The following is a 14415-nucleotide window of genomic DNA, read 5'->3' as shown; positions in this document are numbered from 1 at the left end:
TCCGGCGTCCTGCCACCCACCATGGCCGTCCCCGCCACGGTTCAGCATCACATGGACCTTGCCGTCAGGGTTGATCACGATGTAGTCCGCGCGGCTGTCGCCGTCCCAGTCCGCGAACCGGACCCGGGACTTGTCCGTCGTCATCCCGGTCGCGACCACACCGTCATCCACCCAGCCCCCGTGACCGTCGCCACCACGGTTCAGGTACACGTGCACCGAACCGTCATCGTTCACCACGATGTAGTCCGCCCGGCCATCACCGTCCCAATCAGCGAACCGAACCCGCCCCGACCCCGACTCCGTACCGGCGCTGCCGTCGACGATGTTCTTGTAGCGGAGCGCGACGTACTCGCTATTGGGGTGGCTGTCGAAGGTCGGGGCGTCGATCGAGACGCCGGTGATGTGCTTGACCGGCGTGGAGCCGAACGAGTAGTAGGAGAAGGTGCTGTGGGCTGCGTCGTCCCACTTCTCGAACAGGATCACGTGGTTGTAGTAGCTGTTGAGGATGTCGCCGGGCTTCAGGTCGCTTCGGGAGATGGGATTGGTGTAGGAGTCCGCCAGTGACTGGGTGGTGGCGCTGGTCCCGAGGTGCCAGGCCATCGATATGTAGCCCGAGCAGTCGGTCCGGTAGGACGTGCCTTGTGCGTCCGGGTAGGAACCGCCCTTGTCGTAGGGGATGTTCTGGCCGATCCAGGACTGTGCTCGGGTGATCACTTCCGAGCGGGTGATCTGATCGCCGATCACCGAGTGGCTGGCCGAGGCGGCGTAGGCGGCGGGCTGGGAGATGGCCGCGGTGCCGACCGCGCCGCCGATGGCGATTGCGGCGGCGAGCGCGATGCGGGTGATCTTGGCGAGGTGAACGGACAAGGGAATGCTCCTCGGAAGATTGGGTTTGGGACATGAAACTGACAGAGCTGAAGGGTGTGCCTGACCGATCCGTCCGCCAGGAGCCAGCCTGGCGCGCTCCTGCGAAACCGGTTCCGAGTGGGTGATGTGGGTGTCTGTCAGTTGGTGAAGGCGGCGGTGGCTCCGATGGAGTCGACACCACCGGAAAACTCCTGCCAGGTGTTCCAGGCCGGCGGCGCCAGGTGCTCGGGACGACCATGCTGGTGTGTTGTCCGGTTGGCGCACCACGCAACGGATCCGCCGCATACGGCGGGCGACCCGCAACAGCCCCCAGCAGAGTGGTGATCAGCTGTGGACAAGATCAGTAGCGGGAGTGAGTGCGTCGAAGTGAGCAGCCGGCTCGTTCCCCTACTTCGTAAGTTTTGGTCGGAAGTGGGCCTGACGCAGGAGCAGCTGGCCTACCAGGCCGGATTGGGGTGCGCACGGTGCAGCGGCTGGAGGCCGGCAAGCCGCCGGACGCCCGGCTGGGTGCGGTGAGGCAGTGGTTGGTGTTCCTCCTTGAGTTTGCACAGGTGTCGGCCTTGCGGCGGATTTCTTGTGTCCGCCGTGTGGCCGTCTTGGCTTCGCCGCCAATGACGATGCGTCAGTCATGGCCCTGGGGGAAGGGATTCGGTTCTGGGCGAATCCCTTGCCGTCGACCGGCGGTCGGGCCCAGGATCGGGAGGTGCTGAGGATCTGCTTCACCGACCAGGACCTGGCGCTCACCCGGATCGCACCGGCCGCCGACATGTCCTTCGAACTGTCGTTGAGTCTCCACCTGTTGGCGACCCGCCGGCCGGAAAGCAGGCTCGGGAAGTGGCATGAGCAGCTCGGGCAGTATTGGAAGCCGCGCTCGGAGATGCTGTTCGACCTGTTCTCGGCGAGTGACATTCCGGAGTTCGATGCCGGCAGCATCACGGCCGCCGCCGTCGCGCCCTGCACCGTCCGGGCGGCGACCCGGCTACCAGCCGTATGACGGTCCGAACTGTCGGCTCCAGGGTGCTGATCCTGCGGTAGGCACTGGCCGAGAGGCTGCCGGGCGTTCTGTCGTGGACCCCTGCGGTGATCACCGGAAGTGCTGACAGGGGCGGGGCGGAACCTGGCCGAGCCGGTGGAACAAGGTGGCGCGCGGGGTGCCAAGAACACAGCGGCGAACGCACCCGAAGGGCGGACGGGCGGTCGGACCTCGCTGATCGCCCGGCGATGGTGGAAGAGCCCGCTCGACCAGTGGCCTGCCCGTGTACGCCGGACACGGCGTGGCCGATCTCGGCCCGCGCGGAATCGACACCCTGGTGGCGGTGGGCGGCGACACGCGGCCCAGGACAGCGCGGTGACCGGGTGGATCGCCGCGGCCGGGGCTTCCGCCCGCCGCGTCACCTCGGTGTGCAGCGGGGTCTTCCTACTGGCAGCCGCCGGCCTAGTCGAGGGCTGCCGGGGGACCACTCACTGGTCCCGTGCGGGGCAGCTCGCCCGGGAGCATCCACCGACACCTGGCAGGCCACGTACGCTCTGCGCGCCGGCGTCGAGGGCACGATCGACCAGGCCCTCGACACCACCGGAATGCGCCAGGCCCGCTACCGCGGCCTGCCCAAGGTCATCCTCCGGCATGCCTTCTCCGCCACCGCGATCAACATCATCAGGCTCGACGCCTACCGGACCAGCCAGCGGCCCCACCGCCCCAGGACCCGCATGAGCCGCCTGTCCCGGCTCGCCGCCTGATCGACACAATCGAATTGGCCAATAGAGTTGTGCGCCGCGAGGTCGGCCTCGCCGGCCAGCAGCGACCTCGACCTCCTTGGTGAATGCGCACTTGCCGCCGAGCCGCGCGAGGCCGGCCAGCGGTCGCCGGAGGCGGTGATGGGCAGCACATCGGTGCGGGCCCGCTCGACCCGGGCGAGAGCCATGGGCGAGGAGCAGGAGACGATGCGGATCAGCTCGGGGGAGGCCATGACGGGGTGGTGTGGCGTCGGGGCCTCGTTCCCGGCCATCAGTTGCCGCCTTGGCCACCCGCGACGAGCTGAACGAGCGGCGGTTCTCGTGAGACCAATCCCGCTGATGCCGCGGCCGTGCCCGTGTGGGGTCGATGATGATGGCCGCGATCCGCAGCGTGGTGTGATCACTGCCCTATTCATTCCGCTCCGGAGTACCCGCGGCCGTGCTCCCGGATCGATGACGGCTTCTCGGCTCTGGCCGGCCTCGGTCAGGTGAAGAGATGTCATCTCGCCATGGGTGGAGTTCCGCCGGCCGCCTGCACCGCCGCAGGGCACCCGTCGTGCTCCGAGTCGCGATGGACATGGCTGAGGTGATGCTGGAGCCGGTCGTGGCGGAACTGGTAGACGGCGCCGACCTGGCGCAGGACACCCTTGCGGTAGGCGTCGTCGAGGAAGGCCATGGGCGCCCATGGGAGCCGTCCGGCCAGCGGCAGCAGGACGCGGCCGAAGAACACCCAGTGGCCCCAGGCGGTGAAGGCCAGGACGTAGGCGAAGGTGGCGACGATCCCGCACTGGCACCCGATCAGGAAGGACATCCAGAGCGAGACGTGGGCACCGGTCCAGGAGCTGACCATCGTGCGCCACAAGAACGTGATGGTGATCACGACCACCGGGGTGACGAGCAGGGCCTGGTGAGCGACAGTGGTGCGGTTGACAGCCAACAGGTCCGCGGGAGTGGTGGCGGAGCGGAGGTCGAGCGGTGTCTCCAGGGCGGTCATCAACCCCAGCGCCAGACCGGCCGCCAGGGCGAAGTTGATCCCGTAGAGCAGGGAGTCGAACGCCGCTGCCTTCTCCACCGACGGCACGAGAAGTACCCCGTGCACCTTGGCCGGGGGGAAGAGGCCCAACAGTCGGGTAATGCCCCCGGTCACCAGCCCCACGGGACCGCCGACCAGCAGTCCGGTGCGGGACGCCGCCCAGATGCTGCGGGCCGGAGCGCCGCCCGTCCGGCGGCCGCGTGCCAGGAGCCGCAGGCGCATGGGCGACGGCTCGAACACCGTTCTGCCGGTCCGAACGGCGATCGCGTAGGCCAGCCCGAAGCACACGCCGACCACCGGACCAGTGGCGAGCCCGTCCGCCAGACCGCCGACCTGGCCGACGTGCTCACCGGGTTCGAGCGTGTACAGGGCCGCGAAGGCGGACTCCACGACCGCCGTGACCAGGGTGCAGGCGAGCACGATGGCGAGGACGCGCGCGGGCAGGCTCAGCGAACCGGACAGCTGCCACCAGGCCAGGTCCTGGTGATTGCGCTGCCCGGGCCGGTCGAGGTGGCGGGCGAGGTGGCCCAGGTACCGGCGGGCCCGGTCCGGGTCCCAGGTGCGCGGGTGTGCGGCTTCGGGCACGGTCGGCTGGCGCTGCTGGTACACGCTCGGGACGAAGCCGGCCAGCAGGTGCTCCTCGAGGGACTGCGGGGTCGGGAAGCGGGCGGCGTCGAGCAGGGCGGCCGGGTCCTGTCCCGGTGTGTCGCTGTAGAGGGTCCGGGCGAGCATCACCATCAACGGGGTGCGCAGCACCGCGGCGAGGCGGACGCTTGACGCGCTGTCGGGCCGGTCGCAGAGCTCGTCCAGGACCGGGTCCCACACGGTCGACGGGCGTTCGAGGCGTTCGGCCGGTGCGGTGGGGCGGGCGGCGAGCGGGAGGTAGTGGGCCAGGTCGGTCGTGGTCAGGTCGGTCAGCTCGATGCCGGCGGCCCTGCCCAGCAGGTCGCTCCGTGCGGCGTCGGCGAACTGCTCGGTGCGGCTGGTCAGCAGTAGGGGCAGCGAGAGCGCGTTGAGGTCGCGCAGGGCGGCCCGGTGGAGTCCTGCGGCGATCTCGTCGAAGCCGTCGAGGACCGGCAGGATCCAGCCGGCGTCAACCAGGGCGGCTGCCATGGTCGAGCGGCGGCCGGGGGCACGCGCGGCGAGGTTCGGGTGGTCGCGCAGCAGCCGGTCCACCAGCCAGTCGCGCAGCGCGGTGGCGGTCGGGTCCCACGATCCGATGCTGAAGACGACCGGCACCCGATCACCGCTGGAGCGCTCCCCCAGGTAGTCCAGGACGAACCGCATCATCAGGACGCTCTTGCCGGAACCGGCGCCGCCGAGCACCACCAGCCGCCCCGACGGTATCCGCCGGTAGACGTCCGCGATGTCGGCCAGGCCGCCCTCCAACGACAGTGGCCCGGCAGTCATCCCCGCGGACGCACCGCTGACATTGCCCCAGTGATCCAACACACCCTCAGAGGCCGGCCGCCACCGCACCGGCAGCGGGAACGGATCGTGGATCCGGCGCTGCTCCTCCTCCCGGATCCAGCGGCTGTGCACGTCACGGGCCAGTGCGTCGGCAGCCTCGGCCATGACGCCTTCGGCCGCCAGCCCGCTGGGGTGGGCCGGATCGCGCAGTGCTCCGGCCCGGAGCTGTTTCGGGTCGGGGTCGGGCCGGCGGGGCACCGGGCCGGGGACTTCGTCGGCCGGGCTCTGGGCGCGGTGGGCGGAAAGCAGTTCCTGCCACACCTGCTCGCGCTCGCGTCCCGATATGTCGGCCAGGACGTGAGCGAGCTGCCGCACTGTGCCCAGCCGGGCGTCCGGCGGCTTGCCGGCCTCGAGCCGCTGAACCGTACGCACTCCCAGCCCGGCCCGCTCCGCCAGTTGCTCCTGCGTCAGTTCCACCTCCAGTCGTAACGTACGAAGCAGGGACCCGAACCGACTGCTCATTCGACGTGCTCGCTTCCGTTGCTGATGTTGGTTTACAAATGATCACCACTGTAGCCGGGCGGTTGTTGCGGGTCGCCAGCCGTAACTGGCGGTCCGTCGCACGGCACGCTGATCAGCCACGACACAAGCGTGATCACCAGGAACTGCGACCGGCGGCATCCGGTGCGCGGCCGACGGGCCGGCTGCACGTCCTGTCCGTCGGACACAGTCCGCGGTCGTCGCCCTCCCCTTCGCCATACGCGCCGTTGCGGGCCGCCCGCCGCATACGGCGGGTTCGTTGCGTGGTGCGGCGGCCACCGACACGCCAGCCTGACACCAGCAACGCGATCGACAGCACGCCCGGTACTGACGCACTGCCAGCACCGGAAACCCCTGGGAGGGAATCGATGAAGTTCAGGAACCTGATGGCCGCGGCCGGTATCGCCGCGGCGCTCGCGACTGTCGCCGCCCCGGCCGCGAACGCGGCGCCCGCGAAGCCGGCCGACTTGCCGCCCGGCTGCCAAGGCGGCCCCGTCAGCGATTTCTGGTTCGACGGCGGTCACCAGATCGACCCCGGTGTCGGCTACTGCACCAGCGACGGCTACGAACTGGTGCAGCAGTACGACGGCAACCTCGTCATCTACAGCGAGCACGGCGCGATCTGGAACACCGGCACCTACGGCCACAACGGCGCCTACACGAAGTTCCAGACCGACGGCAACCTCGTCGTCTACGCATCCCCCAACAACCCGCTGTGGAACAGCGGCACCTACGGCCACCCGAACGCTCGCATGGACTTCAAGACCGGCCACGTGTTTATCTATGACGCCAACGGCTCATGGGTGTGGAACTCCTGACGGCCACCCACGCCGAAGACCTCGGCCGGAACTAGACGCCCAGAGCGCACCTGCCACAAGAGGCTACCCGGCACACCGGCGGCGGCCGCAGCGATGCCACGGCCGCCGCCCCAAGTCCACGGGAACCCTACGGTCAACCCGTACGGCCCGGTCGCAGGCGGAGCGGCAGGGCCGGTCGGGTCGCGCGCCAGCCCGAACAGGGCGGTGCGGCCTGGCCCACAAGCGAGGCCAGGTGTACAGACCCCAGCGCGGGCGCTCTTCGGCACCGATCTGCGCCTGCCACACGCCCGGACAAGTGACCTGCGCCGGTACTGATCTTGCGACAGCTCTGTCGGCCCGGTGCGCGCCTGCCTTCTCTGGCCTGTGGTCAGTAGGTGTAGTTGGGCCAGTGCGGATTGTGCCAGCGGGCGGGCCCGGTGAGGCCGATCAGCCTCAGGCGTTGGAGCAGGTCGTCCGGTGCGTTGTTGGCTCTCAGTCGCGTGGGGGCGTGGCGGGTGAGCCAATCGCTGAGCATGGCCACCATGTCGTCCTGGTTGTTGTGCCAAGTGCTCCAGGGAAGCTCGTCGGCGAGTAGGTCGTAGTCCCACGCCTCGACGGCCTCCGCGAGGTTCCGGTCGGCCATCGGGTGCCCCAGCGTCTCCTGGACATCGAGCCAAGGACCCAGTTCGCCGGACGCCTCGACGCACAGGACGAGGGTTTGGTGCGCGTGCGCGTGCGCGGCGGGGGCGGGGATGACGAGGCTGTAGGCCCGTAATGCGTGCAGGAACTCCCGTACGGCCGCAGCCTGTTCCCGGGGTCGGGTCTGCCAGCGCCCGAGGGCGAGCGAGACGCCGATCTCGTCCCGGTACTGGAACGAATCAGGCACCGTGGTCGGCCAGTTGAGCAGGAGTGATGGTCAGTTCAGGTCGAGGTCGTCGGGGTCGAAGTCGAAGTCGTCGGCCGAGAACCCGCCGTAGCCGGCGCCGCCGTTGAAGCAGTCCGCGAGGGCCTGGCCGATCACTCGCCGTACCTCGTCCTCGTCCTCAGCGACGGCCAGGGCGGCGGCCAGCTCGCCCGAGAGGTTCAGGTGGATGTCGCGGGCCCGGACCGCGTCCGAGCCGCGGATCTCGAACGTCACGGTGCGGCCGACCCGCGCCCCGATCCCGGAGACCGTGCCGCGCTGCGCGAGCTGCTTGGCCTTGCGCTCCCGGCCCCGCTCGGTGGTCTGCAGCTCGACCGCCTCGCGCTGCAGCTTGTCGACGTGTTCGGTGGGGTGGCGGGAGCCGTCGATCCAGCGCTGCACCATGCGCGGCGAGACGCCGTAGGCCGCGACCATCGCCTTGGTGTTCCCGCCGTACTTGCAGTCCCGCACCTGCCCACCGCCGAGTTCCGGGCCCTGCTGCGCATGCTCCACGGCACCGCGGCCGCCCACCTACCGGCTGCTGCGCGCCATCTTCACCGACGACCAGTCGCCCAACCGGAGCGCTGCGCCCCGCCCTGCGATCCCCCGGTGCCGACGGGCCGGGGCGGCGGAATCCGAACTCGTGGCGCCGTCCTCGCGGCCCGTATGCCCCGCTACCGACAGTCATGTGACGTTAGGTCAGACGAGATCGGTCGGGCGCTGACAAATATTCGATCGTTGTGCGAGACTCCCCCCTGAAGACCGGTTCGGTAGTGAGTGCCGTGCCGGCACAACGGGGGAACAGAGCGGCATGAGCACAGGTACGGGCCGAATACCGGCTCGACAGGCATGGCCACGGCTCGTGGCGGCGGCGCTGGTAGCGGGTGTGCTGGTCCTGGCGGCGCTGGCACTGCAGTCCGCCTCCGGTCAGGATCCCGCGCCCAGGCCGGGGCCGCTCGCCGGGCACCGGGCGATAGTCCTGCTGCTGTCCCTGGGTTGCGCCGTCGGCGGTGGTGCGCTGACAGTCCACCACCGAAGTTCTGCCCGCGGGGCGGACGCGGTGAGCCCGGTGGCGTGGCGCCTGGCCTCGGCCGGGACAGTGCTCCTCCCGCTCGCGGCGGTCATCGTACCGATCACACTGATGTGGCTCCCGGCGCCGCCCGCCGGGCAGGACGACAAACCGAAAGCAATCGATCCCGGAGCACACCAGCTTCCCGGCCCCGCGCCGTCGCAAGGTCCCTCGCAGGCTCCCGGACCAGCGCCTGACAGGCAGTCCTCCACCCGGTTCGACCTGAGCCAACTGCTGGCCGTGGTCGGCCTGTTGCTCGTGGTGCTCGCGATCGTGGTCGGCGCCGTGCTGCTGTGGCGGCGGTTCGGCCACCGCCGCCGCGAGCCGGAGTCGCTGGACCTTGACAGCACTGAGCCGCTCACCGGCCACGCCCTCGCCGATGCCGTCGACGAGGGCCGCCGGGCCCTGCACGGCGCTGACGTCCGCGCTGCGGTGATCGCCTGCTACGCCGCCATGGAGACGTCGCTGGCCGACTCCGGAATCGTCCGCCGGGCCTCGGACAGCCCGGCCGATCTGCTGCAGCGGGCAAAAGCGACGGGCCTCCTTTCCGGTCCGCACGCCCTGGTGCTCACCGCGCTGTTCCGTGAGGCGCGCTACTCCAGCCATCCACTGGACCCGGGCCAACTGGAATCGGCCCGAGCGGCGCTCGACGCCATCGCAGCCCAACTCGCCGAGCACGACTCCCGGACGGGCCAGGGTACGGCGAGAAGCCGTACGGAGCGTCGTACTGGGCACCGGGCGGGGGTGGGAGCCCGGTGAGGCAGATCCTTCCTCCGGGAACCCGACGGATTCTCGCGGCGCTCTGCACAGCGGCCGGCGTTGCCGAGACGGCGCTCGCCCTGGTCGGCGGGCTCCGCGGGGCCGCCGCCGGAGCCGCAGTGATCACTGCCGTCGCCCTGGTCACCGCCCGCTACACGACGGGCTTCCACTCCCAGGACAGCGCGCTGCGTGGCTCACTGCGGCTGATCGAGGAGCAGCGGGCCGGACTCGGTGACTGGCGCCGGGTGGTCGAGAACGGACTGACGGGCCGAGGTGACGGCGCCGAGGTGCTCCGACGGCGGTTGCAGTGGCTGTATGCGGCCCGGTTGGCCGAGCGGCACGCCGTCTCCCTCCACGACCGGCCTCAGGCCGCTGCCGCCCTGGTCGGCCCCGAGGTCTGGCCGCTGATCGACCCCGCGCGCCCCGTCACACCCGTACCCGCGCCGGTGCTCCGCGCCGCCGTGGACCGCCTCTCCAGTCTCTGACCGACGACAGCACCCTAGGAGCGCAGTGAGCAGCACCCATCCGGCCGACGTCGGACCGTCGACCCCGGCCCTGACTCCCCGCCAGGCGGGGGAGCGTGCCCGACGGATCCTCGACGAGGTCGGCCGCGCCGTGGTCGGCAAGGCCGAGACGCTCGAACTGGTGATGTCCGGCGTGCTGGCAGGCGGCCACGTCCTCATCGAGGACCTGCCCGGTCTCGGCAAGACCCTGCTGGCCCGCTCCTTCGCCACGGTGCTGGGCCTGGACTTCCGGCGGATCCAGTTCACGCCTGACCTCCTGCCCTCCGACGTGTCCGGCGCCCCCTTCTACGACCAGCGCAGCGGCGAGATGGTCTTCCGGCCCGGCCCGCTCTTCACCCACCTCCTGCTGGCCGACGAGATCAACCGCACCCCGCCCAAGACCCAGGCCGCCCTGCTGGAGGCGATGGCCGAATCCCAGGTGTCGGTCGACGGCGTCACCCGGCTGCTGCCGAACCCGTTCGTGGTGATCGCCACCGCGAACCCCATCGAGTACGAGGGTACCTACTCCCTCCCCGAGGCTCAGCTGGACCGGTTCCTGCTGCGGGTGCGGATGGGCTACCTCCCGGTGGCCGCGGAGGCCGCGATGCTGCGCGCGAGGCTGGACCGCGCCACACCCGAAACGGTGCTGCGGACGCTCGCCGATCCCGCCGAGGTGATGGCCATGCGGGCCGCGCTGGAGCAGGTGGAGGTGGACGACGACCTGGTCGCCTATACGGTGGCGTTGATCGACGCCACCCGCTCGCACCCGCAGATCCAGGTCGGAGCCTCCCCTCGCGGCGGCCTGGCGCTGATCCAGCTCGCCCGTGCCCGCGCCGTGCTGGACGGCCGCGACTACCTGATCCCGGAGGACATCAAGAGCCTGGCGGTCCCCGCGCTCGCCCACCGCGTCACGCTGCGCCCCGAACTGTGGGTGCGCCAGATCGACGCCGACGACGTGATCGCCGAACTGACCGAGACGGTCGCCGCCCCGAACACGGTGCCCGGCCTGGCTGTTCACCGGTGAGGCCCGGTCGGCCAGGCGGCTCGGCACAGCGGACTTCGGAGCGGGCCGCCCGTCGGACCGGGCAGATCGACCGGTCCCCGTACGGCACACCGAGTGGCCGGGCGGACCGGCGCAGCGTGGTCCGGGCGCTGGGCCCCGCACCGGCCTCCACTCCCGCCGCCCTGCCCGCCGAACCCTCACCCCACTGGCGGGCGAGCGAGCGGGCGCTGCGGCTGGCCACGGTGTCGGCGGTCGCGGGTGCCCTCGCACTGCTCACCGGGAGGTCCTGGCTGCTGGCCCTCGCCGCAGGTCCGGCCGTACTCCTGGTCCTGGCCGCGGCAGGCCGAAGCCGCCCGGCCCGGCTCGACGCCCGGGCCCAGGTCGGCCGACGCCGCGCCTTCGAGAACGACACCATCGACGTCCGGATCGAGCTCTCCTTCGACGGGGTCGTTGGCTGGGTCGATCCAGGTGTCTACACCGGGCCCGGCATCGAGCTCGGCAGCCTGGAGGTGACCGCCACGACGGTCGAACTCCGGCTCACCGCCCGTCGATGGGGCCGCTGGTCACTCGGTGCGGTGGACCTGGACGTCCACGACCGCGGTGGGCTGACCCGGCGTACCGTCCGGATCGACCTCGGTGAGGTCCAGATCTTCCCGACACCCTCGCAGTCCTCGCTCACTCCCGTTCAGGTCCGGCTGCCCGAGCGGATCGGCGAGCACACCGCCGGGCGGAGCGGCGAGGGCGTGGAGGTGGTCGGGGTGCGGCCGTACGTCTGGGGGGAACGTCAGCGGCGCATCCACTGGCCCTCCACCAGCAGGCGCGGCACCGTCCAGGTCAACCAGTTCGCGGCCGAGCGCACCGCCGACATCGTCGTCCTGATCGACGCGTTCGGCGACTTCCTCGACCCGGCCGACGGCACCTCCAGCCTCGACGAGACGCTGCGCGCCGCCGCCGGTATCACCCACGCGTACCTGCGCAGCCACGACCGGGTCGGTGTGGTCTCGGTCGGCGGCAGTACCCGCTGGCTGAAGCCGGGAAGCGGGTCGGCCCAGTTCTACCGTCTCGTGGAGTCGGTCCTGGAGGTGCGCAGGGACCTCGGCTACCACGTCCCCGACATCCCCGGCCTGTCCCGGCCGGTGATCCCGGCCGATGCCCTGGTGTACGTGCTGACGCCGCTCGGTGACCAGCGCATTCTGGACGTGCTGCACGACCTGACGGAGCGTGGCAACCCACTGGTGGTCATCGAGGTGCCGACCGGTGACCCCGAACTCGACCCGCGCGACGCGATCGCCGACCTCGCCCTCCAGCTGTGGCACGCGAACTGCGAGGCCGTCCGGTTCACACTGCGCAGCCGCGGAATCCCGGTGCTCGGGCTGCGGCCCGGCGAAGGTCTGGACCTCACCCTCGCACCGCTGCAGCGCGTCCGTATCCGTGGAAGGAACCGATGACCGACCAGCCGACCCCGGTCCGGCTCGCACGCAGCCTGGGGACAGCCCTGGCCGTGGCGGCCAGCGCCCCCGTGGCTCTGCCCGAAGGCCCGCTCGCCGCAGTACTGGTACCGGCCGGTGCCGCACTGGCGGCCTGGTGGGCGAGCCCGGCGGTCGTACGGCGGCCCGTCGCGGTCACCTTCGCCCGACGCGCGCAGCTCGCCCGCCACCGGAACACGGCGCTCGCAGTCGTCTGCGTCCTGCTGTCCGCCCTGTCCACACCGCCGATCTGGGCAGCGGCCTGCGTCACCTCGCTGCTGCTCGGCTACCTGCTGTGCGTGGACGCGGCCGCCGGTCCGGCGGGGCTGCGACAGCTGCGCAGTCGCTGGGCGCCCGCCGCGGCCTATACCGCGAGCGCCCTCGTACTGCTCGCGTCCTACGCGCCCGTGGCCCCCAGCGGGTGGGGGCGGATCATCGCGGCGCTGGCGGTGTCCTGTTCGGCCGTCGCGGTGGGACTGGCGCTCTGGTCCCGACGTTCGGATCAGGGCTGATCTCGCGCTGCGAGAAGGCGAGTTACGGCTTCCGATGACCAGGGCGACCTTCGCCGCCGCGGGACGATCGTCCGGGCTCCGGCGTCGTGGTCGCGCGCGGTTACTGTAGGTGCAGTCGTTCGACACGGGGCGTCGCGGCAGCGCGCGGAACGTCCCGCGACCGAAGCCGAGAGCTGGTTCAGGGACACCGCTCCAGGCGGTTGGTGGTTCCGGCCCGACGCCGAGCACGTCCAGTACTGGCTCAACCACTCCCTGCCGGTCGTCGTGGTCCTGTACGAGCCGCAGGCCAAGGTCTGCTGCAGTAGCGCCTCGCCGAGGTCGATGACCGCGGGCGTGCTCAACAACGACACGGTCAGCGAGAATCCGCCCTGCTGGTCGATGCGTGAGAGGACTGGGCCGCCGGCCTCCATCATGACCATCGCCGCGACGGAGAAATCGTCGATCCAGAAGTCGTATGCCGGATCGGGGCCCACCGAGAGGTACGACCCCGACTCGGGTGCGGCAGCGTACAAAGTCATCCGAGGTCACTTCTTCTCACTGTCCGGAAAACGGCCGCTTCATCGTCACCGAAGCACCCTCTCCGAGTCACCCACCGGGCATGCCTGCGCTGGTCGGAGAATCTACGAGGAGAGACTTTCCTGGACAACCTCCACGGACATCTCGATCGCGTCTTGCATGATCCGGAGCAGGTCCTTTCCCATGACGCTCTGCGCCTCCAACTCCGCGATGGCGGTAGTGAGGTCGACCTCTGCGTGACCGTAGAGGATGTCGTCCCACTCGCCCGCCGACCACCGGGCACGCACAAGCGCGATCCACTCCTCGGCGGATACCGTCTGTGGCGCGGCCACCGTCTTCGGAGACGATCCCGGTGGAACGCAAGGACCGGGTGGACCGATCACGCTGAACCGGCCGAAGGCGCTGAACGCGCTCGACACCGAGGTGATGAACGAGGTCGTCGATGCCGCCGGGGCCTTCGACCGGGATCCGGAGATCGGCGCGCTGGTCGCCACCGGCTCGGAGAAGGCCTTCGCGGCCGGCGCCGACATCGCCGGCGCCGACATCAGGGAGATGCAGGCGCTCACCTTCGTCGACGCCCGCCTCGGCGACTGGTTCGCCGCCTGGGACGAGCTGGGACGGCTGCGCAAGCCGGTGATCGCCGCGGTGGCGGGCCACGCGCCGGGCGTCGGCACAGGCTGGTGTGCGAGCCGCTCACGAGTGGTTTCGCTGACACCGGCGTACCGGGCGCGGCCCGACACCGGGTTGCCTGTGCGGGTGAGCGGGTCGAGCCTGGGGGAGTGGGGTGTTCCTGCGGTTCTGCGCGGGCAGGCCGCGCGGGAGGTTCGAGGGGAGCAGTCGCCGGTGGCAGGGCAGCAGAGTTCAGGGAGCGGCCACCGGGCTGTGCCGCACACGGCGGACATGCGGGTGGAGGCGTGGTCGCCGACGGTGGAGGGCTGCATCGGTGAGGCGGTGCGCGCGGTGGTCGAGGGCTTCGCCGACACCTCCGAGGCCACACCGGTCCGGGACCGGGAGTACACGGTGACGACGGAGAACGACGCGGATCTGCTGGTCTCCGTCCTGGAGGAGGTCATCTACCGGATGGACGCCGACGGCGAGATCCCCCTGGACGCGCAGGTGGGGGCGGTCCGGGACGCCGCGGGCGGCCGCAGCGTGTCGGTCCGCCTCCGCATGGCGGACGCCGACACCGCCACGCTGGTCGGCGCGGTGCCCAAGGCCGTCTCCCTGCACGACCTGCGCCTGCAGGGCGACCCCGGCGGCTGGACCTGCCAGGTGACCCTCGACGTCTGAGCACGCCACGAGGAA

The 14415-nt window shown here is 70.8% G+C and carries 14 protein-coding genes and 3 pseudogenes; 11 read left to right on the top strand and 6 right to left on the bottom strand.

Features of this window, described 5'->3' with window-relative positions; translation table 11 throughout:
* A partial coding sequence (locus tag ACFC1R_RS28165) for an FG-GAP-like repeat-containing protein (protein WP_375943256.1) occupies positions 1-867 on the bottom strand: 867 nt, incomplete at its 3' end.
* Between the two features lie 628 nt (positions 868-1495).
* Between ACFC1R_RS28165 and ACFC1R_RS28160 the strand changes: the two genes are divergently transcribed.
* The 3 genes and pseudogenes from ACFC1R_RS28160 (at position 1496) to ACFC1R_RS28150 (ending at position 2604) form a co-directional block, all read left to right on the top strand.
* Positions 1496-1861 carry a hypothetical protein gene (locus ACFC1R_RS28160; protein WP_375943254.1) on the top strand — a complete coding sequence of 122 codons (366 nt, stop codon included), beginning with the start codon at positions 1496-1498 and terminating at the stop codon, positions 1859-1861.
* Positions 1862-1960: 99 nt separating this feature from the next.
* Positions 1961-2293, top strand: a pseudogene (locus ACFC1R_RS28155) (hypothetical protein); the annotation flags it as partial.
* Positions 2224-2604, top strand: a complete 381-nt coding sequence (locus tag ACFC1R_RS28150; RefSeq protein WP_375943252.1) for a transposase — start codon at positions 2224-2226, stop codon at positions 2602-2604. The pseudogene ACFC1R_RS28155 and the gene ACFC1R_RS28150, both read left to right, overlap by 70 nt.
* A 29-nt stretch (positions 2605-2633) precedes the next feature.
* Here ACFC1R_RS28150 and ACFC1R_RS28145 read toward each other — a convergent pair.
* Both ACFC1R_RS28145 and ACFC1R_RS28140 read right to left on the bottom strand, forming a co-directional pair.
* Positions 2634-2834 (bottom strand): annotated as a pseudogene (locus tag ACFC1R_RS28145) (hydroxymethylbilane synthase); the annotation flags it as partial.
* A 266-nt stretch (positions 2835-3100) separates the two neighbouring features.
* Positions 3101-5566 (bottom strand): helix-turn-helix domain-containing protein, encoded by a 2466-nt coding sequence (locus ACFC1R_RS28140; RefSeq protein WP_375943250.1) that lies wholly within the window; start codon positions 5564-5566, stop codon positions 3101-3103.
* Positions 5567-5952: 386 nt separating this feature from the next.
* Here ACFC1R_RS28140 and ACFC1R_RS28135 point away from each other — a divergent pair, with 386 nt between their 5' ends.
* Positions 5953-6402: a hypothetical protein gene (locus tag ACFC1R_RS28135; RefSeq protein ID WP_375943249.1), complete on the top strand. Its 450-nt coding sequence runs from the start codon at positions 5953-5955 to the stop codon at positions 6400-6402.
* 367 nt (positions 6403-6769) lie between these two features.
* Here ACFC1R_RS28135 and ACFC1R_RS28130 read toward each other — a convergent pair whose 3' ends face one another.
* Together ACFC1R_RS28130 and ACFC1R_RS28125 are read right to left on the bottom strand one after the other, a co-directional pair.
* The gene (locus ACFC1R_RS28130; protein WP_375943247.1) at positions 6770-7267 is read right to left on the bottom strand and encodes a hypothetical protein; all 498 of its coding nucleotides are present in this window, start codon (positions 7265-7267) and stop codon (positions 6770-6772) included.
* A gap of 30 nt (positions 7268-7297) precedes the next feature.
* Positions 7298-7795: a hypothetical protein gene (locus tag ACFC1R_RS28125; protein ID WP_375943245.1), complete on the bottom strand. Its 498-nt coding sequence runs from the start codon at positions 7793-7795 to the stop codon at positions 7298-7300.
* 298 nt (positions 7796-8093) lie between these two features.
* Here ACFC1R_RS28125 and ACFC1R_RS28120 point away from each other — a divergent pair, with 298 nt between their 5' ends.
* The 6 genes and pseudogenes from ACFC1R_RS28120 to ACFC1R_RS28095 all read left to right on the top strand — a co-directional run.
* Positions 8094-9110, top strand: a complete 1017-nt coding sequence (locus tag ACFC1R_RS28120; protein WP_375943243.1) for a DUF4129 domain-containing protein — start codon at positions 8094-8096, stop codon at positions 9108-9110.
* Positions 9111-9229: 119 nt separating this feature from the next.
* Positions 9230-9595, top strand: coding sequence for a hypothetical protein (locus ACFC1R_RS28115; protein WP_375943241.1), 366 nt, complete (start codon positions 9230-9232; stop codon positions 9593-9595).
* A gap of 25 nt (positions 9596-9620) precedes the next feature.
* Complete coding sequence (locus ACFC1R_RS28110) at positions 9621-10637, top strand: AAA family ATPase (protein WP_375943239.1); 1017 nt, start codon at positions 9621-9623, stop codon at positions 10635-10637.
* A gap of 116 nt (positions 10638-10753) precedes the next feature.
* Complete coding sequence (locus ACFC1R_RS28105) at positions 10754-12064, top strand: DUF58 domain-containing protein (RefSeq protein WP_375943237.1); 1311 nt, start codon at positions 10754-10756, stop codon at positions 12062-12064.
* Positions 12061-12594 (top strand): hypothetical protein, encoded by a 534-nt coding sequence (locus ACFC1R_RS28100; protein ID WP_375943235.1) that lies wholly within the window; start codon positions 12061-12063, stop codon positions 12592-12594. The genes ACFC1R_RS28105 and ACFC1R_RS28100 overlap by 4 nt, the downstream gene beginning before the upstream one ends.
* A 66-nt stretch (positions 12595-12660) precedes the next feature.
* Positions 12661-12879, top strand: a pseudogene (locus tag ACFC1R_RS28095) (DUF4365 domain-containing protein); the annotation flags it as partial.
* Positions 12880-13214: 335 nt separating this feature from the next.
* Here the strand turns inward: ACFC1R_RS28095 and ACFC1R_RS28090 are convergent.
* On the bottom strand, positions 13215-13442 hold the full coding sequence (locus ACFC1R_RS28090) for a hypothetical protein (RefSeq protein ID WP_375943233.1): 228 nt from the start codon (positions 13440-13442) through the stop codon (positions 13215-13217).
* Positions 13443-13536: 94 nt separating this feature from the next.
* Here ACFC1R_RS28090 and ACFC1R_RS28085 point away from each other — a divergent pair, with 94 nt between their 5' ends.
* Positions 13537-14400 carry an archease gene (locus tag ACFC1R_RS28085; protein ID WP_375943231.1) on the top strand — a complete coding sequence of 288 codons (864 nt, stop codon included), beginning with the start codon at positions 13537-13539 and terminating at the stop codon, positions 14398-14400.
* Positions 14401-14415: the final 15 nt, after the last annotated feature.

Source organism: Kitasatospora sp. NPDC056138, assembly GCF_042264695.1.
Taxonomy (GTDB): domain Bacteria; phylum Actinomycetota; class Actinomycetes; order Streptomycetales; family Streptomycetaceae; genus Kitasatospora.
The sequence above is the reverse complement of the archived record's forward strand: the minus strand, read 5'-3'. Positions and strand labels throughout refer to the sequence as shown.

What these genes read in the sequence shown, in the direction of transcription:
- ACFC1R_RS28160 (WP_375943254.1), top strand. Translation starts at nt 1,496, where the DNA reads ATGGCCCTGGGGGAAGGGATTCGGTTCTGGGCGAATCCCTTGCCGTCG.
- ACFC1R_RS28140 (WP_375943250.1), bottom strand. Translation starts at nt 5,566, where the DNA reads ATGAGCAGTCGGTTCGGGTCCCTGCTTCGTACGTTACGACTGGAGGTG.
- ACFC1R_RS28135 (WP_375943249.1), top strand. Translation starts at nt 5,953, where the DNA reads ATGAAGTTCAGGAACCTGATGGCCGCGGCCGGTATCGCCGCGGCGCTC.
- ACFC1R_RS28120 (WP_375943243.1), top strand. Translation starts at nt 8,094, where the DNA reads ATGAGCACAGGTACGGGCCGAATACCGGCTCGACAGGCATGGCCACGG.
- ACFC1R_RS28100 (WP_375943235.1), top strand. Translation starts at nt 12,061, where the DNA reads ATGACCGACCAGCCGACCCCGGTCCGGCTCGCACGCAGCCTGGGGACA.
- ACFC1R_RS28085 (WP_375943231.1), top strand. Translation starts at nt 13,537, where the DNA reads ATGAACGAGGTCGTCGATGCCGCCGGGGCCTTCGACCGGGATCCGGAG.